Raw genomic sequence first — 23,500 nt, 5'->3', positions numbered from 1 at the left:
CCTTGCGGTCCACACCCTACGCGGTAGTTGGGGCGATCGCGAACACAAGAGTCGAGAGCTCGTAATCCTACTTCGACTACTGAAACGGATGAGTTTACCGAACCGCATGGTTTAGCCAACTCATCTCGAACGTGCACTGGTGTGATCCGCTAGGTAGAACGGGCGAGTCCCCTACGCTGCCGAACCAGATATTCTCATCGATCAAGTTCGGAGCGACGAGGCTGTTGCTGAGCAGATACTCTTTTGCTTACGGTTCCGAACCAATTGGGAGTTGCCTATAACGTGCATGTCCTCGCGATACTCAAGACTGTTGCTCCCGCTCTCGGTTGGCGGTGAATGGGCCGTTTTGGCAACAGTCAGTCGGCGAGCCGACGTTGGTGACGAGAAGCCGACTTTCTATGAGAAGGGTGCCAGCGTCAAGTCATTGTTGGTTTCCAGTCTTGAATCTGGTTGAGATTCCGCTTCGCACCATGTTGTTCTCCGACCAACTTTCTATTCGCACTATGAGTGAGCCATTGGCTCTGTGCCTTTTGGAGTCCAACGAGAGATCGATGCTGCCATTTATCGGTCGACCTCGAAGGTCAAGTCGGCTTCGCAGTCATCGTGACACGGTGTGATCGCAACATCAGAGATCCTTTCCTGTTTCAAGCAGCTTGAGCTTCATGGAGGGGAACATAAGGTTGGTCCGTCACCCAGAGACGATGAAGCAGAACTGCCAGTTTTCTCGCAACAGCAACGATTGCTTTCTTCCGGGCATTCCTCCCGCCTCGCTCGGCCAAATGGAGTCCCCACCGTCTCAACGAGCTGTCCTTACCGAAGCGGCCAAGGATGAAGTTGGCGCATTCAGTGAGGAGCCGCCGTAGGTATTCATTACCAGCTTTCGTGATTCTCAGTTGCGGATCACGATCACCGGATTGGCTTCGTTTCGGTCGAAGGCCGAGATAGCAGCCGACGTCACGACTTCGTTCGAAGCGTTCCTTGCTACCCAGAGTCAAGACATAAGTAACTGCCGTCAGCGGGCCGACGCCGTGGACTTGAGTCAGTGCCTGGGTCTCCGGATAGGTCACAGTTGCCAGCTTCAGGATCGCGCGATCGTACAGTTTAATCTGTGCGTTCATGTGCGCAATCTGCGCGAACAGCGGTTCCAGTGCAGCCGCCAGTCCTTCCGAAAGCAGGCCGGCGCAACGCGCCGGGAAGCTTCGAGTCGATGACGCTGGCAGACGATATCCGCATGGTTTGGCCAAGCCACGAGCAGCATTCACAACCGCCGTGCGCAGACGAACCAGAACATCCCGCGCTCGGATCATAGTCAGTGCCTGTTGCTGCTCCACCGTCCGATGGGTAATTGGACGCAGGATCCTCGGATCAAGTCGGGCATACCGTGCAAGCTTTTCTGCGTCGGTCCGGTCGCTCTTGCTGTCGTTACGACTGATGGCATGCAATTCGGTGACGTTGGCGACGATCACCTCATGCCCATACTCCTTCAGCTGTTCAGAGATCCAGATCGAGTGAGTACCCGCTTCCATGGCAACTCGAGCATGATCCATATCTTCAAAGCGCTTTGCCACTCCACTTTCACTCGTTCGGAAGCGGCCCTCTTCTGTAATCTCGCCATCTTCATCGAGTATGCAGTAATGACTCCACTGGTCTCCTAAATCCACGCCAACGGTCGTCGCTCCAACCAGAACCCTCCTGGCTGATTTCTTGGTTGCGAGAACAGCTCCTTGTTTGCTCATGCCTCAGTCTCCTCTAAGGCACCCTTCTCATTCCATTTGTCGGTACTTATAATTCCTCGATGAGTGACTCGGCGGTTTATCACCAATTGTGAAATAGAGCTGCTAACTTTCGTTTTGTTGATCACACACGTGCAAACCAGACAGCGGTGAGACGGCTCAATGAGTATCACCCTCTTCTCGTCGACAGGGGGCAACCGATACCAGCCTTGGCGAAACTTAACTAGACAAGGCGCCACATCATGGTGACGCCTTGCCTAGAAGATTCGAATTGCTCTTGCTATTTCTTGAGGGTTAGGTCAAGCGTGGATTGCTTTGGAGTGGTTCCAACCACACTAGTCCCTGTAATGATGACTGAGACGGCTTTATGGATAACCTCCGCGGATGTGGCAGCCTTGAAGGTCAGGGATACTGTAGCAGGATTGATGCCACCGAGAGTGACAGTCGACTTGCTGAATTTGCAGGTGACATCTTCAGGCAAATTCGAGCAGGCTAGTTGAATCGGACTCGTGAAACCACCCTGTGGGATGAGATTAAGAGTAACGCTTTCGGAGCTGCCTTCCTTGAGTTTGATTGACGTAGGTAAGACTTGGAGGATGAAGTCTGCGACCGCCATCGGAATAGGGGACGACACAGAAGACGTGAGAATGGCATCGCCCGAATAGCTTGCTGTCAAGCTGTTGTTACCAGCAGCGAGCTTGCGAGTGACAAGGACCACGGTTCCGCTCTTGGGAAGCTTAGCCGATCCAATAACGGTTGTGCCGTTGTAGAAGGTGACCGTTCCAGTAGCGACGTGCAACGGGACACTTGAGCCGATCGAAGCGGTCAGGGTGACGGGCTGTCCACCGAATGAGGACGTGATGTCCGTGCTGAAGTTCACATAGGAAGAATCCGTGGCTGTAAACGGTACGTAGTAGGTCGACGATGTGCCTTTGACATTGCTGTCGCCGGTATAGTCCAACCTTAGGGTTCGTGTGCCCGGAGTAGTAATGGTGACGTTAGTCGTCCAGTAGCCGCCGTACAGCGTGCTGTCGACTTTGCCCTTGCCCAACACAACGGCTTTCCCGCTGGTGATGTCGGAGACAGTAATTACTCCCCCATAAGGTGCGAAGCCGCCGCTCGTAAATCCGATCTGTGCGATGAGCTGAATAGGGGTGTTCACGACGGTGTCCCCGACAGGAAAGAAATCCTCGATGAGCCCTTGTGCCTGGCTCACCGTGTAGCTATAACTTCCCTGACTGGCGCCGAAGCTCGGGTCGCCCGGATAACTTGCCACTAGCTGATGAGAACCTACGCCCAAGGCCTGCGTGGGGAGAACGTAAGAGATAGTGCTCGACTGACTTGTTGGAAGTCCAGCTTTGGTAATAGTCTTCTCGCCGTAGTTCAACGTCATGGTACTGGGGGCGAAGACCCCGGTTGCGTAGTTGTAAACTCCTCCGTTTGTGATCGGTACGCCATCCGCTGTCATCGTCATCGAACCAGAAGGAAAGCCGTATCCGGAATTTCCGGCCACAATGATTCCGACAGGCCAGGACAAGCCGTATCCCACCGAAATGGGACCAGTTGCGAATGTTCCACCGCCAACCGACCCAACAAATGTTTGGCTCTTCTCCGCTGAGACGGTCACAGGAACCGAGTTAGAAGTGCTTGGGCCGTATTTGCCGTCACCGCTATAGCGAGCACTCACGTTATAGTTGCCGCCGGGAACGGCGGAGGTGAGAATGTTAGCTTCGCTGGAACCTATCTGCGGCATGAGTTCGCCCGAGCCTACTGCGATGGTTGCGGCGGTCGAGGAAGCAGCCGAAAGAGCTACGGCGCCGGTTGGAGCAACACATGTTCCAGTAGCGGCGCAGGCGACGGTGGCCTGGAAGCTGATTGACTTACCATGAACCACGGCTGCTTTTTGTCCGGGGCCAAGCGCAAGAGTAAGACCGGTTCCAGCTCCACTGGATGCAGCAGACTTCCAATGGTTGACCAGGGCGTTGACATCCATCGAGCCAAGTCCGGTTGCCAGGTCGTAGCCGGAAGTTGCATCATAGCCGATGGTGTACTGGCCGTTTGGATCGGGTACTTTATTGTTGCCCTTGCTCGTGTCGTGGAAGATCCCAGGGACTTTGGCAAGTCCGTAGAAGACGTAGTTGGCCATCCCTTGCGGCTGACCGCCCATCTTCTGATTGACCAGTGCCATAATGCCGGCAGCGGCTGGGCTCGAGGCAGAGGTGCCACCGAAGGTGAAGAAGTAGTCGCCGTAACCACAATTGCCATTTAGGCATACGAGATACCCATCGTGAAGTGAAGCTGTGAGGGAGATGTCAGGCAGGTCGCGTGCTCCGTCATTCGGAACACCCACCCCGGTCTGCCAGGTGGGCTTAGCGTAGAGACTGCTTACGCCACCACTACCAGCGTAGAGCAAAACATCATTGGGATCGTTACTGCTTTCATTCCATGCCGTCTCTGGAATGTAGCTGAGCGCAGACTCGCCGGTGGTTGGATCGTTTGTCGCACTCCAATACTTGTTGGGGCTGGCTGTATCGTTGAACTGCGTACCACCAACCGCGACGTTGTACGGCGTTGATGCAATTCCGTTCACAGCGAGGACACCGGAAGAGTAGACTCCGCCAGCAGGAGCGTCACAGCCTGCACCGCCGTTGTCTCCAGCAGATACAAATGAGGTAATTCCCTGCGCAGCTGCCTGTTGCCAGAGGGAATTGTAGAAGGCATTTTCGACCGGGCCCAGGTCGGTTTCACATGATCCATAGCTGGTGCTCATGACTGGGGCCAGATTATTGTCGACAATGTACTCTGCTGAGACATCGACTCCATCAGCGAAGTTGCTCTGAGAGATGACGAAATCAATCTTTGCCATCGGAGCTACTGCGCCCGACCAGGTGACATCGAGCGTGGCTTCGTCAACATCTGTCGTTATACCGGGATCGTCTCCGTTGATAATGACCTGAGGATCATTCGCCGGAAGCCCGAGAAGATTGCGGAAATCACGTATGTCTTGAATGGTTATATTGCTGCGACCGACTATGGCGATCGTCTGGCCCATCCCGTTAATTCCAGCATTGTAGAGAGGTTGCACGTTATAGATCTTCGCGAAGTCGGCAGGGGCGATTCCATGCGAACTGTCGTCAAAGGTAAATTGGCCACCCGCCTTTTTAAAATGTACCTTTGTTCCGCTCAAAATAGCAGGCGAAGACGGATTACTATGCAGTCGAACGACGCCCTTGACTACGTTGCGTAGGGCTGCAGGAAGTTGAATATCGCTGGAGTTCGAGATGAACGTTTTATTTTTGTAGGAATAAGAGTGCATCTGTGTCGAGAACGCGTTCTCAACCTGTGCGACATTGCCACTGAAAACGATGAAGCGGCGGCTTTGTGAGATATGGTGAACGTTCAGACCTTGACTCTGAAGCCACGCGCTGACTTGAGAAGAATCCGTATCGGCGATTCCGAACTGTTGGCCAAATTCGGTTGGGGTCAGCCACTTGTGGAATAAGGGAGAAGACGAGTCATGCTGTGATGCGATAAGATCGGCTGCGGCCTGATCCTGCGCCGGCGTAGGCGCCAGCAATAGTACCATTCGACCAAGGTTCTGACTTGAGGAGAGCCGGCCGATGTCTTGGCTCATCGAGATTAGCCGGTCTGGAGTGCTGCCTTTGACGGCGGTGTGTTCTGCGCCTTGAATCGAGTCAGTAATCCGTGATTGAGCCCGTGCTGCTTGACCGAAAGCCACGCCTATTGCAAGGCACATAATCTTCGCGACATTTCTACAACGGTTGTTTCTGTACATGAGTTTCTCCTATCAATGTTGCTTGTCCTTCTATGGACCTGCTGCTATGACCAAACCTGATGCAGGAGCGAGTTCGTGCCAACTGCGGAACATCCTCGACACGCCGGTCTCAGGCCTGATTAGTTCCGGTGATTGCCGGGGGCTTTTGATCAAGCGAAGCGGTGGATCTGTTTGTTGACTTTAGTCACACCTCCGAAGATGCGCAGGCAAAATGGTTCCGCGGAGGCGTAGTCGTACACATCAAAGCAGTTTGCTGTCCAGACCAACTCTGAACTCCTCATGGCACAATCGCAGTCTTGCGCCATTGCCGCACCGAACACGCGCAAGCGCGCGCGTTCAGTTTTGGGGCATGGTTCATAAGGTGAGCGGGCTGGTTATGAGTGCGAAATCGACTATAGTCTGACTCGCGCGGGAGCACTTGACTATAATGGACAAAATATCCAGATATTTGTTGGGACAGGTAGCTCCATTTCGGAAGAGGAGCTAACGAGATGCTTCGACCGCATTTACCCGAGAACCTGCAGAGAGTGGGTTTTCTCTCTTGCCTGCCTGAACTTCTAAGGCGCTTCGACGTAGACCCGTTAGAAGTGTTGGCCGCTGCTGGTCTGACCGCGTCCGCGCTTGAGGATCCGGATGGAATGATTCCTTACCGAGCAATGGGACTGCTCTCGCAGTTGTCCTGCGAGAAGACTCGGTGTTCACATTTTGGGCTGGAGATCGGTCGCCAGATCCGGACCGAAACTCTTGGACTTCTCGGCGAGCTGATGCGAAATTCTCCGACGCTCCGCGTTGCATTGCAGGATTTTGCGATCAATCAGCATCGAAACGCTCACGGAGGCGTCACCTATCTGCTGGAAGACAAGATGCAAGCGTTCTTCGGGTACGCTGTTTACCAGCCAAACGTGCCCGGTCAGTATCTAATCTGCGACGGCGCTGCCATGGGAGCATTCACTATCTTTTGCGAGCTCGCCGGTACAGGCCACGCATCCGCTCTGGAAGTTCTACTAGCCCGATCCGAGCCGAGAAATGTATCCCACTATCGACATGCATTTGGGGTCAAGCTTGCCTTCAATGCGGATCAAACCGCTGTGGTTTTTCCGCGAAGAATGCTTGATCAGCCTGTCGCGGGCGCCGACGTTCGGCGACGAATTGTCCTCGAGAAGCAAGTTCAGGTCCTATGGCACGCTGGCGGTATTGATATAGTCACGCAGCTTCAGCGCGAACTGCGGGTTGCGCTCATAAGGGGTTGCTTTTCTGCTACTGCGATTGCGCGACAGTTGGGTATGAGCCGGCGTACTCTTGACCGCCGGCTGGATGCTTCTGGGATGAAATTTCAGGAGGCGTTGGATGACACACGGTGCGAGTATGCTCAGCAATTACTTGACTGCACCCAGCTGAAAATCGCTGATATCGCTACCATAGTTGGCTATGCCGATCCGAGCATACTCACGCGTGGGTTTGTGCGATGGGCCGGGGTAACTCCGAGCCAGTGGAGAACGAAGCTAGGACGCGAGGCGGACACTTGCGCCGATAACATTAAATGAATGGGTCGGCACGCCGAGCGCCGCCCTTGCTTCACTCACGATGTATTCGCGCAGGACCGGACCGAGTGCGGCTCTGCCGTCGCCACGGCGGGAGAAGGGAGTCGGACCGGAGCCCTTGAGCTGGATGTCGTAGCGCACGCCGTCACGCCCCATCACCTCCGCTAGCAAATTCGCGCGGCCGTCGCCGAGCTGCGGCACGAAGTATCCGAACTGGTGCCCGGCATAGGCGAGCGCAAGGGGTTCGGACCCTTCGGCGACTCGGTTGCCTGCTAGGATTTGCACTCCTTGTTCACACGCTAGCGCGTGCGGGGCGAGCTCAAGGCTATGGGCCAATTCCAGATTCAGCTTCACAAGGTGCGGGGTAACTACAAATGAGTGCATCGGCGATTTAGCACTTATCGAGAGTTCGGTAATGGAGAATCGGCAAACGCTTCCCATCGCCGATCGTGATTCGATGAAATGGAATGAGACTTCGTTACCACTCCATTCAACTAAAGAGGCAGCCAGAGACATCAAGATCTGGGTCTCTCAAAAAGCTTCTTGAAAACGATCTTTTTGAAGTCAAGCAGTGGGGTATCGCTTTTCTCGGCACGCATGCGCAACAGGGCACCTTCCCAACTATTCAAGAGGAACTTGGCCAGTAACGATGCTGAGATTTGATCACTAAGCTCCTCTTGTTTTTGCGCCTCTGCAATACAAGCCTCAAGGAGTTCCCACCAGACTCCAAAATGCTTCGTAAGGCGGTCACGTATCAGTGCGCTTTGATCCGCAGCTTCAGCGCTGAAGTTACCCATCAGACATCCACGAACGTACTGAGCGGTCCTGAATGCTTCAATCCTGTCATCGAAGTACGCCTCCAATCGAGCCCGTGGCGTAATAGCTTGATTCAGGAGAAAGCCGCGCAGCCTTTGCTGGGCTCGGTTCGAATACGCATCGATGACCTCCGCTGCGAACGCCTCTTTACTTGGGAAAAAAATTGTAAAAGGATCCCTTGGTACGTCGGCGGCCTCGACAATGCTCTGTACACTGGTCCCACCGGATCCACTGGCGTGGATCGTCTGTATCCCCGACTGGATAAGCCTCTCTCGAGTACCAGTTTTAGGCTTTGGTCCCCTCTTTACGGGCGAACGAGAATCCATCATGTGCTCCAAGTCTATTTTCGTCGACGATGAATGGAAGGCCATGATTTATTGCTCAATTAATGCAAGATGACCGGTCATATTATATTTTTCAAGAGGTATCACTTACACGCAAAGGGAACCGGGATGAACGCAACCGATACAAGTGACGGCATGCTGAAATGGGATGTATTTACCAGTAAGCGCCCTGGCCTAAGCCGCGATCTTCCCCCTGGTAAGGAGGCATTGATGTGGGTATCGAACTCGTCGACGCTCATCTATGGTGAACGAGATGCTGTCCTTGTCGATACGTTTCTGACAATCCTCCAATCGCAGGCCTTGCTGAATTGGGTCATCAAGGAGTGGAAATAATCTTACCGCGATTTACCTGACGCACGGACACGGTGACCACGTCTTCGGAGTTGGCTCACTTCTGGAGCGCTTCCCGAACGTGAAAGCTGTTGCGACCCCGGAAGTCGTTGAGGCAATGCGCCAGCAAGTGTCTCCTACGTCCTTAGAGGATTTTTGGCGCAAACTTTTTCTTGGTCAAATCCCGGAGCATCTCCCCGTCGCCGATCCTCTCCAAAGCAACGAATTGGAGCTCGAAGGACACAAGCTGATCGTGGTGAATACGGGGAAGACGGACACTGCCGAATCGACGTGCCTGCATGTTCCGTCGGTCGGACTGCTCGTAGGTGGAGACACTGTCTACAACGGAATTCATCCCTGTCTCGCGGAGACCAACACGGAGAGCCGACGCGAATGGATAGACACGCTCGATAAACTCGAGACGCTAACCCCCGAGCCGTCATTGCTGGGCACAAGATTCCAGAAAATGAAGACGAGCCTCGCATCATCGCCGAGACGAGGCAGTATCTTCGCGACTTCAATCGTCTGGATGAATCCACCACCACCATCCGCGAACTTTGTGATGCCATGCTTGAACTCTACCCTGATCGCGCAAATCCCGGCTCCTTATGGGGCGGCGCGAAGATTGGTAAAAAGAGTGCCTAGCGGTTAACGATTGGACCAATCGACGTATGGCGATAACAGGCCCATGCACTCTCATTGACTGGTTCAGGTCGATCCAGATTTCGGCACTTGGACGTATAACCGGCTTGTCGGACAGCGGGTTGCTGCCATTTGCTTATTACGGATGTCTCAGCGAATGATAAATCTCCGATTCACTTGTCAAGCTGAATGCAGATGGGTCGATAAGGTCTCACGACCTCGTACACTCATGGCCGGCGACTGTTCGTACCCCGTCTGAAGGATCGTCAGCGGCTTCAACTTTTGAAAGGCGCTTCATGCTGACGGCGTGGATTTCGGCGAATCCGGTGCTTGAAGATTGTCCTTTGACCTCATCCTCTACCTCGCGGGAGGGGAGGATGGCTTCCAAGGTGCTTTGGAGCTTACACCAAGCGACGTTGGACCTCAACACGTCACTTCCGCTTTTGTTGTGCACGGAACGAGATCCCGAGGACCTAAACCACTAAAGTCTCCTGTCGGTACCGGAACGCCTATGGCTAACGTACTCATTCCGATCTGAACGAGTATTGTTGCCAGGATTTGCCATCCTTCTCAATCTTGACCGGCTGGATCGACTCGCGAATAAATTCTGAAATCGCCTGTGTCCAGAAGGATGTCGCCGAAGGATTGGATTGCATTACTCGAATCTCCCACGGGCCTGGAAGGCGCCTCCACACCTCTTGCGCGGCGAGTGTTCCTATTCTGTGTCTGCGGCAACCTCGGAGAATAAAGAATTCCGCCATGTCCCAAACCTCCTGATTATCAGAAGTCTCTGAACCTCTCTTCACCAGGGCGAACCCTGCAAGCTTGGCTTGAGACCGGATCAGGAAGGGATGACGATTTGATTGACTCCAGTACAGTGGAAGTGACTTGTAACCGAATCTACCGTCCGGCCCGATGCTCAAAGGGTGAAACTCGCTAAAGTCGTGTGAATATAACTCAAGCAGACTCGCGAGGATCGGTGACTGCTCGCGTAGCGCGGGTTCCAGCTGAAAATTCGTAGACGATCTATCCATTTTTTTCGGTCATGGGTCGATATTATGCTCACCAGTCGATCCGTGGGAGAGGAGTTGATGCAGCCTCTGGCTTCAGACATAGCTAGAACGGTAGGGTGATTTCGCGACTCTCCCGGTTCTCTTCAAAAGATCACGGCTTTGGCGACCACAGCGTCTGGCGGAGCCAGCTTGCGCTCCCGCCTAGTGTCCCCAACAGACGATGATTCCTTTAACAATTGGGAACAGGAGCAGCGCGATACATTACTCAACGCCATGGGCGGCGATTGTGAGCGGCATGTTTGGCATTTTCTCGTTCGCATGCCTGGTCGCCTACATTGTGACGCCGGCACTCCAGATGCAGGACTCGGGTGTGGTGGCGCCGCAGGGCAAGCTACTCTTGACAGTCCAATTTTGTCCTCAATGGTACAGGCGCTGCTGATGATTCCTGTGGCGATTTGGCTCTATCGCATTGGAGGGTGGAGATGGCGTGGCCTCGGTCGAAGTTGGATGATCCTCGGGGTTGTGGCTTTGGGTGGCGTAGGGCTTCTGCGATTTGTAGTTCTATTCGGTGCTGCCGTGTCGGACATTCTCTTCATGATCCCGATGGGCCTTGTTGGCCTGTGGCTCGCTGCTGTGAATTGGAATAACCCACGAGCGCTGCGTGGCCGGATGAGGATATTGGGTGGGATCGCGAGAATCTGTCTGTTTGGCGTTGGACTGAACTTCTTCTTCAATGGTGGACTAGTTGTTTTTTCCAAAGGCCCTATGGCCTACGGGGATGATATGAATTCCATATCGGATTGGGGTTAGGCGGACTTCCTGGATTTACGCTGTTTCCAATCTGGTGCGTTCTGCTTGGTCTTCGATTTTCGCGGGCACCCAACAAATGAAGGCTCTTCCAGCCAAAAAACTGCCACCTCAATGAGCGATAACAGGCCAAGGCACTCATCGACCCCGGTTTACGCGTCTCTAAATGATAAGTGCCGAGAACGTGCTTGCAGAAGTTGGCGTAGCCTGTACTCACGCGTTACGGACAGGAGACGTACAGCTTGCTTGTGCATGCTGTTGTGACTGCATATAAAGCGGCCCATTGGGCGCCGTACCCAACGGTATTCCTCTGATAAGCCGACTTCTTATGCCTCATCGGTTCTAGATAAGCGATCCGGCTATTTTATCAAGAACTTGAAAAACAACTGCCATCTAACCGGGATAATCCGCCGCTGCTGCCCAGCCAGCAGCTCCGTCCCTTTGGACTATCTGAGTTCACAAAACGGTTACTTCGCCTCACTAACAGACAATCTAACTAGAAATCGATTCTGAGCGCCGCCTGTCCCGTCCGATTTCCAGCGTTCTCCGCAGTTTGCGGTCCAGTCAGCTGCCCGAATAGCGAGTTGTCGATCGCAGTCACGGGTGGAGCAAAGTTGGTGTGGTTCAAAACGTTCGTGAAGGTAGTCTCGAACCGCGCATGGACCTGCTCGGTGATAGCGAACCGTTTTGCCACTCCGAGGCTCACTGTGGCTGTCCCGGGCCCTTGAACGATTCCAACTCCTGCATTCCCGAAGCGACCTACCCCTGCTGGGGTCGTCAGGAAGGACAGGTTGTTGTAGGTCACAGCTCCGGCAGTACCCCTCGGCACCACATCCGGACGCAACAAAGCGCTTCGATTGACGACGTTCGTGTTCGACTGATCGGCAGAGCCGCTGATGCTGGGGGTAAGCCATGGGCCCGTCTCAAGCAGCGTGACGGTTGTCAGATCCCAGCCACCGAGAAATATGTCCTGGGCTGTGCTGTTACTCATGTACTGTCGGCCCTTGCCAAAAGGCAGCTGATACATCCCAGTGAGCAACATACGGTTGCGCCTAGTACCGGAAACATTGCCCAGATTTTGCTTGATGTGGAAACGATCGGCGATGGGAAGTCCGTAATTGACCTCACCGGCGAACGCGCTCGGTGCATCACCCTGATTGTCAGCCTCATTTTCTGCGTAGGCGTAGTTTGCATCCACGTAGAGCCCACGCTCCAAACGATGCGTCGCCTGCAACTCGAACGCGTGATAGTTTGCCTCACCTGCATTGAACGTGCTGAGCAGCGTCGTCCAATTCTGGTAGGGCGCGCGGGAATCCACGAAAACTCCAGCCGTTGCTCCCGTGTTGTACGGAGTCGTGCTGGCGGGAATCTGGTTAAGATCCTCGGTGATGCTCAGCCTGTAAGTGTGCATGCCGACGTAGCTCGCGCGAAGCGATGTTGCGTTCGAGAGCTGGCGTTCCACGGTGACGTTCCATTGGTTTGACTGAGGGTCGCGGAAGTTGGGATCAACCCCCTGGTCCAGTCCGCCGCCGCCGAAGGCTGGGCCGCCGGAGGTGGCAGGTGCCGTATTCGGAAACACGATCTGTGGCGTATTCGGTCCGGCGCTGTTGGAGTTGGAATACGTGTGTAGATTTGAGGTTGGGTTGCCGCTGTTGTTGAATGAAAGTGGTCCCAGGTTTGTCATCGTATAGACGCCAAATCCGGCACGCACCACGGTCTTGGTGTCGTTGAACGGACGATAGGCAATCGCGATGCGCGGCTGGAAGTCGCCTTTATAAGTTTGGCGCAGACTTTGCGGCAATCCATCCTGGCTGGCCGTGATATAGCCGGTGCACGGCAACCCGTGAACGGTCGATCCCGCAGTCGTGCCCGATGGGCACGCATTGAAAGACTGCTGGAAAGCAACATTGGAAGAGGTGATGTTCTGGCTGGTGAGGTATCCCGCCAAAGCATCAGGAACGACAATCGAGTTATTCCGTTGATCAAAGTTCGCCAGATTGCCGCCGTCCTCTTGAAAGCCGGGGAGAATCTGCCAGCGAAGACCATAGCTGAGCGTCAACCGGCTGTTGACTTGGAATTCGTCCTGAGCGAAGAAACTAAATTGCGTGGCGGTGCCTCCAACATCCGGGCTCGAGACAGCGAAGTAAAGTGTGGTTGGCGCGCCTTCGAGGAAGTCGCCAAAGGCGTTGCCCGTAAACTGATCGCCTGGGGCGTTTCCATACGATGGTTGAAATATGAAGGCGCCGAAATCATCTGAGGCGAACTGTGGGGCGAAGCTCTCCAGATCGAAGTACCGAACGCGACGGATATCGATCCCACCCTTCACCGTGTGCTTGCCGAAGGTGTAGGTCAGGTTATCGCTGAACTGCGTCGTCTTCGACTGCGTGACCCCAGCCTTGTCTCTTCCAATGACTGGAAAAGGCGTGCCCGCGCTGAAATTAAAGGTAGGGAATGCGTGAGTTGATGGATGCTGGCTGATATCGACACCTGTGAGATCCAACTGACTCAGCGCAGTGGAACCTTGAATCGGGAAGTCGACGCTGGTCGTAACATTCGTGAAGCCGTAGCGGAACTCATTCAGCAGCTTTGGGGTAATCGTGTAGGTATGCGAAATCAACAAGCTCCGATTGTGAATGGAATCCGAATCATCCGGCAGAAAGAGATTCGCGAAGTCCGTGGTGATGTTCTTGCGGCTAAAGCGCGCGTAAATCGATTGCTTGGAAGAGATCGTCTGATCGACCCGGACGTCCGCACCGTCGGTGCGCGCAGGAGTGGCTTGAAAGTTTTGATAGTTGATGGCCTGTGTCTGGTTAACAGCGCCTGCCACATTCGGCAATGGATAATAGGCAAGCAGCGCCTTAGCAGTCTGGCTAATCTGGGTCGATGGAATCGTAGGACCACCTATATCGGAGAGGTTGCCACTCCTGTCCGCCGCAGTCGGAACGACATATTGCTGGAACACCGCAGTGCTGCGCCGGTTGCCTTCATAGTCTGCAAAGAAAAATGTCTTGCTGTGCCCGTCATACAGATGTGGAATCACAATTGGCCCGCTCAACGAGAAGCCGAACGTATTGAACTTCTTGGGGGCTTTTCCGCTAGCGCCATACGGATCGGCATCCAGCGCCTGGTTTTGCAAATACTCGAAGACACTCCCGTGATACTGACTTGTCCCATTCTTGGTGGTAAAGGTCACATCGCCAACCTGGGAAAACTCCGCACTATTGTTGAATGCGGTCACTTTAACTGCAGCAATTCCTTCCTGTGAAGGATAGGCGTCCTGCAGCGCCCCATTCTGCCGCACGTTAGCAGTTGAAATCCCATCGACGGAGAAATTCACCATCGAGGAACTCGCTCCGCCGAGAGCGATATTGCCAGAACTATCTGTCTGAACGTTGGGAGACAGGCCAAGCGCACCGAGCGGACTTGTAGTGGTTGCGCGGTTATTCAAAGGCAGTTGCGTCATTTCGACATTCGTCTTCGAGTCGCTGATCGTTCCATTTTCCGTATTGATTTGGTCGGCTGCTCCCGATACCTCCACAGTTGTCGACTGTGCCGCCACGTTGAGTGTGGCGCCAAGTCTCAAGTCCTGTCGCGCTTCTACTGAAATTCCCGACACAACAGTATCGGCAAAGCCATCGCGATGAGCACGTAGCGTGTACTTGCCGGCCTTTACGTTCTCAAAGACGAAGCCGCCTGAAGTATCCGTATCGACGGTTCGTTCTGTATTTTCATCTGAGCTGCGCAGCACAATCTGCGCATCAGGAATGGCCGCTCCGCTTGCGTCCAATACATTGCCTCTGACGCTACCAAACGTCGATTGCGCATGAGCCAACGGTCCCGCGGCTAACAACAGACCACAAATAATCATGGAGATGACGCTGCACGCAACGCGTCTCAGAACGCTTCGTCCCCCCCGCCTGAGGGTGTGCTGAACCTCGTTCTGCTGTTGAAACGACACGGCCATATCCTCTGCAAGGGACGTGCGTGCCGCTGTGTCTAGTGAAAGAAGGCCTCTCAGTAAGTTCATGTCGAATCACCTCGTATGCCGGAAAAGACCGACACTTTCAGTGAACCGTGAACACCATCAGCAATGCATAAGCTTCTTCTTAACGGTTTGTTTATGCCTCAATCGCTATAGTTCCGGCAGTGTCGACCGAATGATTGCCAAACCAATCCAGGTGGTCCTACGCAGGATTGCCGGCGGCTGTGCCGCTGGAATGCTGTTGACTCTTCTCTCCTACCGCCTTCACTTTAATCTCTCCGCCGCAACCTCCATTCATCTCTTTCTGGTAGTTGTCATCGCGCTACGCTGGGGGTTATTCGAAGCGAGCCTCGTTTCAATTCTGTCTGTTGCCTGTCTTGACTACTTCTTTACCCAACCCTTGTTCCAGTTCTACATAACAGATTCGCACGATTGGATCGCTCTGCTGGTCTTTGAAGCAACCGCATTGGTTGTCAGCAGTCTCTCCGACCGAGTGAGCCACCACGCTCGCGAGTTAGAGCGGCGCCAGGCTCAACAGCAGAAGCTTTACGAACTCAGCCAGAATATTCTGCTCCTCAATCGGGATGCGGCGGTCGATCAGCAACTCGCCGATCTCATACGTTCCAGCCTGCGAGTGAAAGGGGTAGCCCTTTGGAACGCGTATGAGATGCATCAGTGGAAGAGTGGAGATTGTGATTTCTCCGATGACGAAGTGCGCTCAGCTTTCTTTCTCGAAACAAATGACGATGACTTGAACACAGGTGTCTCCCGGCGCGTCCTTCGGCTAGGAACCCGGCCTATTGGATACTTGTTCCTCTGCGGGCATTCGCTCGACTCAGCCTCGATCAATGCAGCCTCCTCGCTTGCCGCAGTTGCAATCGAAAGGGCACGTTCCTTCTCGACCGAAGCAAGTGCAGAAGCTGCAAAACAAAGCGAGCAGCTACGCTCGGCCATATTGGACGGCCTCGCACATGCGTTCAAGAGCCCGCTTACGACGATCAGAGCTTCGAGCTCCGGTCTGCTCGCGATGAACACCCTGTCGGGCACTGAAGAAAAGTTGGTTGGCTTGATTGACCGCCATGCGGGACACCTCAGCGACCTCGCCAATCATCTGCTGCTTACCGCGAAGCTGGATAGCGGCGATCTAAGGGTCAAGCGCGAGCAAGTCGACGTAGCTCGGTTGATCCACAGCACCATTATGGAATCGTCCCAGGAACTGGATGGGCATTTCATTGACTTCCAAATGAGCTCGGTGCACAAGGCCATATATGGAGATGGAAAGCTTCTTCAAATGGCCCTCTTCCAAGTGCTCGACAATGCTGCGAAGTATGGTCGTCCCAACTCTCAGGTGGCCATCGCGGTTCAGGAAGAAGAAGCGGAACTGATCATCAGGATCAAAAACGAAGGCTCGTTTATCCCCGATGACGAAAAAGAGAAGGTATTTCAACGTTTTTATCGTTGCTCTGGGTCGGTGAAGACGATCTCTGGCACCGGGATCGGTCTCTCCGTAGTGAGGCGCATCGCTGAAGCGCATAGCGGCAGAACATGGGTGGAAAGCGATCAAGTGAATGGAACAACGTTCGCTATCGCACTACCCTGCATGGCAAAGGAGAAAGCGTGAATCAGAAAAGCAAGGTGCTCGTCGTTGAAGATGATGCAGGAATACGCCAGAGCCTGTTCGAAACATTGGGAGCGTTAGGATTTGCGATTGGGGAGGCTCACAATGGGGAGGAGGCCCTCGTGCAATTGCGCATGGTAAGCTATGACGCGGTCCTCCTCGATATCAATATGCCCGGCATGGGAGGCAAGGAGACGTGTCGAAGAATCTGTCAAATTTTTCCGGGACTGCCGATCATTATGCTCACTGTTCGTGACGATGAAGAGGATATCGTCGAGTCGTTAGACGCAGGTGCATTTGACTATGTCACGAAGCCGTTTCAGATCCGTGAGCTCACCGCAAGGCTACGATCAGTCATCCGGCGTCGCCGCGCACCGATGGGAGAGCCAGATCTGATCAGCATCGTGGGCGACATCACGCTCGACCCCAATCGCCGCCTCGTGGAGAAAAAGGGTGAACAGATCCACCTCGCTCCAAAAGAATACGAGACCCTCCGTTGTTTGATGGAGCATGCCGGCAGACCCGTCAGGCACGAAAATCTGCTGCGATCCATATGGGGACCGCCCTACGGCAACGAGCGCGAATATTTGCGAGTTGTCATCAATCAACTGCGAAAGAAAATTGAAGACGACCCTGCTCACCCCATTTATATCTTGACCGAAAGCCATATCGGCTATCGCTTTCGTGAAGCATAACGGGCCGCGATGGCTATTGCAATAGACAATAAAGAGATCTCGAAAAATGTTGTTTCTAACGACCATTCTTATCGTGGATTGGCCGATCACTATCGAAAAGCCGAAACGGATCACCCCGTCCGTTCTTTGAAGAACGCTTTTTGCAAATCAGCATCAGACTTGTTCTATAACACTTAGTGCCGCGTCGATGGCGTTGGGTTGACGGATGCGTCCTTAGTTTCAGTTTCTGAGCAGATGTGGGTGTTTGAGTCGCTCATGGAGGGGGGCGGAGTGGTTGTGCCCCAAGTAGAGGGGGCGGAACCCATAGTAAGAGTCAGCGTTGCTCCGTCTTTGATTTGGGCTTGGCGGAACCAGGCGTTGGGGAGATCGGCCCCGTTGAGCGTGGCCGACTGGACGTAGCGGTTGAGGCCGTTGGGGTCGAGGTTCTTTGCGATGATGCGAAGCTTTTTGCCGTTGGCGAGAGCGAGTGACGCGTCAGGGATGCTGGGGGTGCTGATGAGGTAGACGTCCTGACCGGCGACGGGAAAGAGGCCGAGGGTGGAGAAGATGAGCCAGCTGGACATGGCGCCGGAGTCGTCGTTGCCGGGGATGCCGGCGCGGGTGTCGGTGAAGGCTTTTTCGAGGAGGAGATGGACGATGTCGGCGGTCTTGTCGGGGCGGAGGGCATAGTTGTAGAGGACGGGGATAAGGAAGCCGGGCTCGTTGGTGACGTCGAAGTGGCGGCGACCGAAGATCCAGTCGAGGCGGCGGACGAAGGTCTCGTTGCCGCCGGCCATGTCGATAAGGCGGCGCATGTCTTGCGGGGCATAGATGGAGTAGGTCCAGATGTCGCCCTCGTAGAAGAAGTCGGGCCAGGTGCCGCGGACGACGAGGTAAGGCGCGGCCCAAGTGCCGTCGGGATTGCGGGGGCGGAGGAACCCGTGAAAGCCTTCGGCGGTCATGTCCTTGTCCCAGAGGTGCTCGAAGTTGTGGGTGCGGCTGGCGTAGAGGGCGGCTTCTTTCTGGTGGCCGAGGCCGCAGGCAACTTCGGAGATGGCGAAGTCGTCGTAGCTGTACTCGGCGATGCGGGAGCCGGAGCGCTCGTCGGCGAGAGTGATGTAGCCTTTTTCGTTGTAGTCTTTGAGGCCGCCGCGACCTTCTTTTTGGGCGTTGGCGGGAGGGACTTCGGCGTCGTGGACCATGGCGGCGAAGGCGGTCTCGTAGTCGATTCCTTTGAGGCCCTTGACGTAGGCATCGGCTACGACAACGTTGGCGTTGGAGCCGCCCTGAGTGCGGCCGTTGTCGTTGCCGCTGCGGGCGTCGGGCATGTAGCCGGTGTGACGGTAGATGTCGATGAGGGAGCGGATGATGTCGCGCTGACGGTCGGGTGAGATGAGGGTGAGGAGAGGGCTGGAGCTGCGGTAGGTGTCCCAGATGGCGTAGTAGTCGTCGTAGTACGGCTCGTTGGATTGCCAGTCGGGGTTCTCACCGCTGCGGTCGGTGGGCATGAGCATGATGTGGTACATCGCGGTGTAGAGCTGGCGGCGCTGGGAGTCGGTCTCGCCGGTGAGGCTAAGCTTGGCTAGCTCGGTGTTCCACAAAGCTGTCGCGGCGGAGTGGGTGGCGGCGAAGTTCCAGGTGGGGATTTCGTGTTCGACGTTTTGTTTTGCCTGATCGGCGCTGATGAATGAGATGCCTACTTTGGCCTGGATGATCTGGTTGGCGTGTGTGGTGAAGTTGAAGGTGGCGCCGATGGGGGTGTCGGTGGTGACTGTCGCGTCTTTGGCGGAGGTGAGGGTCGTGCCCGTCCAGGTTTGTGCGGTGGTGGCTGGCGTGTCGAGGACCATGTAGTAGTAGACCTTGTACTCGCCGCCCTTGTTCCAGCCGCCGGTGAAGCGGGCTATGCCTTGAGCTTCGTGATCGCTGGTGAGGTGGACCTCCGCGCCGAGGAAGCGCTGTGACTCGGAGCTAGGGCCGAGGTCGAGCGCGTGGGCTACGTTGATAGTGAGGTGAGATTGCTGTGATGCGGGGAAGATGTAGCGGTGGAAGCCGACGCGGCGGCTGCTGGTGAGCTCAGCTTTGATTTTGTAACGGGTGAGGTTCGCGGCGTAGAAGCCGATCTGGTTGACCTCGTCGGTGCGGGGGGATTTGATGTCGTTGAGGTCGAGGGGGCCGGTGACGGGAGCGACGAGGATGTTGCCGTACTTGCCTTGTGCGCCGCTGAGGTGGAGGTGAGAGAAGCCGAGGATCACTCCGTTGCTGGAGTAGCCGAAGCCGGAGCGGCGGCCATCGAAGGTCTCCATGTCGGGACCGAGTTTGACGAGGCCGTAGGGGATGGCGGTGCCGACGAAGGTGTTGCCGCCCCAGTCGACGCCGATGAAGGGATCGACGTTGTGGGTGTAGTCGGGCGTTGATTTTTGTGCGACGAGTGGAACTGCAAGCAGGAGTGCGGTAAGGGAGAGGCGGATGGAACGCTTGATGATATGGTGCACTGCTGCTTGCATGATGGGTCCCTTGATGTCTTGAGTGCCGTGAAGATTTTCAGGAGCGGGGACTGTCTACGCAGGCCCCGCTCTTGCGCTGTTGCAATGTTAGAGCGTTAGAAGGAGTAGCGAAGGCTGGCCTGCATGGCGCGTTGGCCGGTCTTGCTGGTGACCTTGCCGAAGGCTGCGTCGGTGTAGGTGGAGTCTGGTGCGGCCCAGTTGGGGTGGTTGGGGAAGTTGAAGGCGTCGAAACGGAAGGAGAGTGCCTGACCTTCAAAGGTTGCGAAGCGCTTTTGCAGACTTGCGTTAAAGCTTGCCTGGCCGGGACCGTAGATCAGGTTGCGGTTGTGTTGTGAGGTGAACGTTCCGGCAGCAGGCAGTGAGAAGGCGCTGGGATTGAACCAGAAGTTGTTGTCTTTGCCGTTTGAAAACTTTCCGTTGCCGTGGAGCGTAGCGCCAGGAGCGATCTGAAGGAATTGTCCCTGGAAGCCTGCGCCGACGCCAGCGATGTCCTGACTGGTTGCGACGTTGAACGGCGTGCCTGTCTGGAACTGATAGGCCTGTGAGAGTTGCCAGCCACCGAGAGCTTCGTTGGCGATGCGGTTGCCGCTGCGGAAGGGGATGCGGTAGACGGAGTTGAGGACGAGGACCTGGCGGAGATCGTAGTCGGCTGTGCCGCAGAGTCCTTTGGGGTCGTCGGCGTTGGGTAGGATGTTCTTCTGGAAGGAGCCGCAGTCGCGGGAGTGAGCGTAGGTGTACGCGACTCCGAAGCCGAGACTGTGGCTGAAGCGATGATTCACGTCGATCTGCAGGCCCTGATAGAAGGCCGTGTCGCCTTGATAGACCTCGGTGATAGCAGCGTAACCGAGATACGGACGATGAGCGTTGACACCGTTGGTGCCGAAGGCCTGCGCGGTTCCGATGGGCGCCTGGTTCACGTCGGATTCAAACTGCTGATGCAAAGAGTGGCGGCCCACGTAGGAGACATCAGCGACGGTATCGAAGCCAAGGTCACGCTCGACAGATACGTTCCAGATGTAGGCTTCAGGTTGCGGGGACTGTTGGTTGATGTCGCCGGAAAGCGTTGGGAAGGAGCCGGTGCCGATTGCAGTGCCAGCGGGGTTGTCTACGCTGCCGCCTGTGATCGAAACCACCTGCTGCAACGGTGCGAAGCCGCCGAGAAATACGTTGTCTGAGGTCCCTTGCCGGCTGGTGTAGCGACCGAAGCCAGTGCGAAGAACCGTTTTATTGTTGAGCGAATACGCTACGCCGAGACGCGGCTGGAAGAGGTACTTCTGCACATGAACGTAGCCCCGCGGAAGATCGTGGAAGAGATTGTTGTACTGTCCAGTTACGGCGATGGGAACGTGAGAGTTTGCGCTGGCGGGAAAGCCATTGCCAAATAGAACGGTTCCGTCGAGCGGGTCACCGCTGCCAGCGCTCGGATTACCCGTTGTGGGGTTCACCTTTACAGCAGTAGCAGGATTGTAGAAGGCGGGATCAAAGGTTCCGGCGTTGTTCCAGATGCTGTAGAAGGGGTGAATGCTGGTGTATCGCATGCCGAACTCGAGGTGCAGCTTCGGCGTAGCTTTCCAGGAGTCCTGTGCGAAGAACTCGAACATGTTAGCGCGGCTGGGAGTTTCGTTGCGCGGACCGATCTCGGAGTAGGTGTTGAAAACGCCGAGGGCCGCGTCGGCGAGGTCGTAGCCGGTGCCGTTGGTGTTGGCGCTGGAGAAGTCGAACTTGCCGTTCTGGTTGTTGGTCTGTCCGGGAGTGGAATTGGCGAAGGCGATCTGATCGTCATCGTTTTCGCCAGCCCGCTCAAAGAGAGCGCCGCCGCGCAGAGTGTGGTTGCCGATGATGCGGGTGACGGTGTCGGCGAAGTCGAAGATCTCGCCCTGAGAGTGAGAGGGGTAGGTGCTGCCATCGAGTGTGGTGATGCCGGTTGTATCAAACGCAATGGTGGGAATTTTGTTTGGGAGATCCTTGCCTGCAGGAAAGAGGTAGGGATAGTTGATGCCGTATGCGGTGCGGTTGTAGGTGCCGGTCGATGTGTCGATGCTGAGGCGAGCGGCGTCATGGCTGGCGGTGAAGAGAAATTCGTTGGTGGTGCTGGGACCGAAGGTGTGGACGTAGTCGAGCGAACCGGTCTCGTTGGGACGACTGTAGATGCGGGGGACGATGTCGTAGTTCGACGTCGCGAAGGGGTTCACCTCGTGATAGTAGAAGTGAATGAGGCGGAAGCGGATGTAGTCCTTCTCGGTTGGAAGGATGTCGAGATTGCCGCTGTCGATCTGCTGCTGGATGGGATAGTGCGCAGTCTCGAGCAGGTTGGCTGCACCAATTTGAAAGCCTGGCGTCGGTGTAGGGAAGGCATTGAGCAAACCTACGCCATTTAAGCTAAGACGATTTTTGGGGATGATGTTGCCGGGAAAGCAGCCAGGGCCGCCGGCCTTCGGATCGCAGGGGAGACCGGACATGGGATCTTTGATGTGCTGCGCCACGGAGCTGAAGTCGCCGGTTCGGAAGGCTGCGTTGGGAACCGTGTCTGTCTCGGTAGAGAGCGAAGGATTGCGCACGAAGGCTTCGGAGTAGAGGAAGAAAACTTTGCCCTTCGGCAGGACATGCGGGATATAGAGAGGACCGTCGAAGACAAAGCCGAACTGGTTGTATGTGAATGGCGCGACGCTGTTTGTCTTGAGGGCCGCGGGGTAGTTCGGGTTTGAGTTGTTGGCGTTGTCGTTGCGGACCCAGGTGTTGGCGTTAAGGACGGGGTTTTGAAAGTACTCGTAGGCGCTGCCGTGGAAGTGATCGGTGCCGCTCTTGGTGATAATGCGGATCTGACCGCCAATGGATCGACCGTACTCTGCAGGGTAGTTGGTTGAGAGCACCTGGACTTCTTCGACGGCGTCGAGGTCGGGTGTGCCGACGGAGTCACCACTTGCGCGGATGCGAACGGCGACGGCGCCGTCGTAGGTGAGAAGATTGTCGCGCTCGCGGGCTCCGTTGATGTTGATGGCGCCGAGGCCGGTGCTGAAGTTTGGGGAGGAGACGGTGCTCGTGATACTGGTAATGCCGGCCTTGGTAAGTGCGAGATAGATTGGGTTGCGGCCATTGAGTGGAAGATTGTCGGCCTGGCTGCTGGTGATGACGCGGCCGAGGGTGGCGCTGTCGGCCTGCAAAGTCGTTTCGTTCGCGGTTATTTCAATCGACTCGTTATCTTTGCCGACGACGAGAGAGACGTTGACTGTTGCAGGGATCGCTGGGTCGAGGTTGTTGTTCGTTCTAGTAACCATGTCAAAGCCCGGGGCCACTACCTTGACGGTGTATTTGCCCGGTGCAAGGCCAGCGATGGTGTAGAAGCCGGATTTGTTGCTGATGGTCTGGTGCTCGGCGCCGGTCTGCTCGCTTATTACGGTGATGGCTGCTGCACCGACGCCAGCTCCAGAGGGATCGGTGACGACGCCGGCGATCGAGGAGTTGTCGGACTGGGCAAGTAGTATCGCCGGGCTGATGGCCGCAACGCCGATGAGCAGTGCGATAAGCAGCAGACGAGAAACACAGTGGAGATTGGCTGCGAACCTCGTCAACCTTGAGGATATCGATTCATTAGGAGCGGATGATGTTGCTTGCGTTTTTGACACACGTGCCTCCTGGTGAGAACGTAAGAATCTGTTGAGTCGGGGCGTTAGGTGGCGGCCTCCCGGCGACGCAGGAGGGT

Annotated in this window: 14 protein-coding genes; 6 read left to right on the top strand and 8 right to left on the bottom strand. The window is 55.4% G+C overall.

Annotated elements, in window-relative coordinates; all coding sequences use genetic code 11:
• Nucleotides 1-644 precede the first annotated feature (644 nt).
• Together HDF14_RS14725 and HDF14_RS14720 are read right to left on the bottom strand one after the other, a co-directional pair.
• The gene (locus HDF14_RS14725; RefSeq protein ID WP_221304700.1) at nucleotides 645-1,736 is read right to left on the bottom strand and encodes an IS110 family transposase; all 1,092 of its coding nucleotides are present in this window, start codon (nucleotides 1,734-1,736) and stop codon (nucleotides 645-647) included.
• Between the two features lie 277 nt (nucleotides 1,737-2,013).
• Nucleotides 2,014-5,490: an Ig-like domain repeat protein gene (locus HDF14_RS14720; RefSeq protein WP_183977986.1), complete on the bottom strand. Its 3,477-nt coding sequence runs from the start codon at nucleotides 5,488-5,490 to the stop codon at nucleotides 2,014-2,016.
• A 530-nt stretch (nucleotides 5,491-6,020) separates the two neighbouring features.
• Between HDF14_RS14720 and HDF14_RS14715 the strand changes: the two genes are divergently transcribed.
• Nucleotides 6,021-7,073, top strand: coding sequence for an AraC family transcriptional regulator (locus HDF14_RS14715; RefSeq protein WP_183977984.1), 1,053 nt, complete (start codon nucleotides 6,021-6,023; stop codon nucleotides 7,071-7,073).
• On the opposite strand, the gene HDF14_RS14710 is transcribed toward HDF14_RS14715, so the two are convergent.
• Together HDF14_RS14710 and HDF14_RS14705 are read right to left on the bottom strand one after the other, a co-directional pair.
• The gene (locus tag HDF14_RS14710; RefSeq protein WP_260698286.1) at nucleotides 7,032-7,586 is read right to left on the bottom strand and encodes a protein adenylyltransferase SelO family protein; all 555 of its coding nucleotides are present in this window, start codon (nucleotides 7,584-7,586) and stop codon (nucleotides 7,032-7,034) included. The two genes, HDF14_RS14715 and HDF14_RS14710, sit on opposite strands and share 42 nt — an antisense overlap.
• A complete protein-coding gene (locus HDF14_RS14705; RefSeq protein ID WP_260698285.1) occupies nucleotides 7,586-8,257 on the bottom strand; it encodes a TetR family transcriptional regulator C-terminal domain-containing protein in 672 nt (223 codons plus the stop codon). Before HDF14_RS14705 ends, HDF14_RS14710 begins: the two co-directional genes overlap by 1 nt.
• An 81-nt stretch (nucleotides 8,258-8,338) precedes the next feature.
• On the opposite strand from HDF14_RS14705, the gene HDF14_RS26070 reads away from it, so the two are divergent.
• A complete protein-coding gene (locus HDF14_RS26070) occupies nucleotides 8,339-8,563 on the top strand; it encodes a hypothetical protein (RefSeq protein ID WP_221304699.1) in 225 nt (74 codons plus the stop codon).
• Nucleotides 8,538-9,212, top strand: a complete 675-nt coding sequence (locus HDF14_RS14700) for an MBL fold metallo-hydrolase (RefSeq protein WP_313899591.1) — start codon at nucleotides 8,538-8,540, stop codon at nucleotides 9,210-9,212. Before HDF14_RS26070 ends, HDF14_RS14700 begins: the two co-directional genes overlap by 26 nt.
• A gap of 514 nt (nucleotides 9,213-9,726) precedes the next feature.
• Here the strand turns inward: HDF14_RS14700 and HDF14_RS27595 are convergent.
• On the bottom strand, nucleotides 9,727-10,236 hold the full coding sequence (locus tag HDF14_RS27595) for a GNAT family N-acetyltransferase (RefSeq protein WP_406707223.1): 510 nt from the start codon (nucleotides 10,234-10,236) through the stop codon (nucleotides 9,727-9,729).
• 390 nt (nucleotides 10,237-10,626) lie between these two features.
• Between HDF14_RS27595 and HDF14_RS14695 the strand changes: the two genes are divergently transcribed.
• Entirely contained in the window at nucleotides 10,627-11,025 is a 399-nt protein-coding gene (locus tag HDF14_RS14695) for a hypothetical protein (protein ID WP_183977982.1), read from the top strand.
• A gap of 493 nt (nucleotides 11,026-11,518) precedes the next feature.
• Here HDF14_RS14695 and HDF14_RS14690 read toward each other — a convergent pair whose 3' ends face one another.
• The gene (locus tag HDF14_RS14690; RefSeq protein WP_183977980.1) at nucleotides 11,519-15,049 is read right to left on the bottom strand and encodes a carboxypeptidase regulatory-like domain-containing protein; all 3,531 of its coding nucleotides are present in this window, start codon (nucleotides 15,047-15,049) and stop codon (nucleotides 11,519-11,521) included.
• A 130-nt stretch (nucleotides 15,050-15,179) separates the two neighbouring features.
• Between HDF14_RS14690 and HDF14_RS14685 the strand changes: the two genes are divergently transcribed.
• Nucleotides 15,180-16,625, top strand: a complete 1,446-nt coding sequence (locus HDF14_RS14685) for a sensor histidine kinase (protein ID WP_183977978.1) — start codon at nucleotides 15,180-15,182, stop codon at nucleotides 16,623-16,625.
• Entirely contained in the window at nucleotides 16,622-17,317 is a 696-nt protein-coding gene (locus HDF14_RS14680) for a response regulator transcription factor (RefSeq protein ID WP_313899585.1), read from the top strand. The genes HDF14_RS14685 and HDF14_RS14680 overlap by 4 nt, the downstream gene beginning before the upstream one ends.
• 173 nt (nucleotides 17,318-17,490) lie before the next feature.
• On the opposite strand, the gene HDF14_RS14675 is transcribed toward HDF14_RS14680, so the two are convergent.
• Nucleotides 17,491-19,800: a GH92 family glycosyl hydrolase gene (locus tag HDF14_RS14675; protein WP_183977974.1), complete on the bottom strand. Its 2,310-nt coding sequence runs from the start codon at nucleotides 19,798-19,800 to the stop codon at nucleotides 17,491-17,493.
• Nucleotides 19,801-19,895: 95 nt separating this feature from the next.
• Entirely contained in the window at nucleotides 19,896-23,369 is a 3,474-nt protein-coding gene (locus HDF14_RS14670) for a TonB-dependent receptor (protein WP_221304698.1), read from the bottom strand.
• Nucleotides 23,370-23,500 lie beyond the last annotated feature (131 nt).

This window comes from Tunturiibacter gelidiferens (assembly GCF_014201335.1).
Lineage (GTDB): Bacteria > Acidobacteriota > Terriglobia > Terriglobales > Acidobacteriaceae > Edaphobacter > Edaphobacter lichenicola_E.
This window is presented reverse-complemented; position numbering and strand designations above follow the sequence as displayed.

Bases quoted from the DNA above. Each gene is read 5' to 3' on its own strand.
- HDF14_RS14690 (WP_183977980.1), bottom strand. From the start codon at position 15,049: ATGAACTTACTGAGAGGCCTTCTTTCACTAGACACAGCGGCACGCACG.
- HDF14_RS14715 (WP_183977984.1), top strand. From the start codon at position 6,021: ATGCTTCGACCGCATTTACCCGAGAACCTGCAGAGAGTGGGTTTTCTC.
- HDF14_RS14705 (WP_260698285.1), bottom strand. From the start codon at position 8,257: ATGGCCTTCCATTCATCGTCGACGAAAATAGACTTGGAGCACATGATG.
- HDF14_RS14725 (WP_221304700.1), bottom strand. From the start codon at position 1,736: ATGAGCAAACAAGGAGCTGTTCTCGCAACCAAGAAATCAGCCAGGAGG.
- HDF14_RS26070 (WP_221304699.1), top strand. From the start codon at position 8,339: ATGAACGCAACCGATACAAGTGACGGCATGCTGAAATGGGATGTATTT.
- HDF14_RS27595 (WP_406707223.1), bottom strand. From the start codon at position 10,236: ATGGATAGATCGTCTACGAATTTTCAGCTGGAACCCGCGCTACGCGAG.
- HDF14_RS14685 (WP_183977978.1), top strand. From the start codon at position 15,180: ATGATTGCCAAACCAATCCAGGTGGTCCTACGCAGGATTGCCGGCGGC.
- HDF14_RS14720 (WP_183977986.1), bottom strand. From the start codon at position 5,490: ATGTGCCTTGCAATAGGCGTGGCTTTCGGTCAAGCAGCACGGGCTCAA.
- HDF14_RS14675 (WP_183977974.1), bottom strand. From the start codon at position 19,800: ATGCAAGCAGCAGTGCACCATATCATCAAGCGTTCCATCCGCCTCTCC.
- HDF14_RS14710 (WP_260698286.1), bottom strand. From the start codon at position 7,586: ATGTCTCTGGCTGCCTCTTTAGTTGAATGGAGTGGTAACGAAGTCTCA.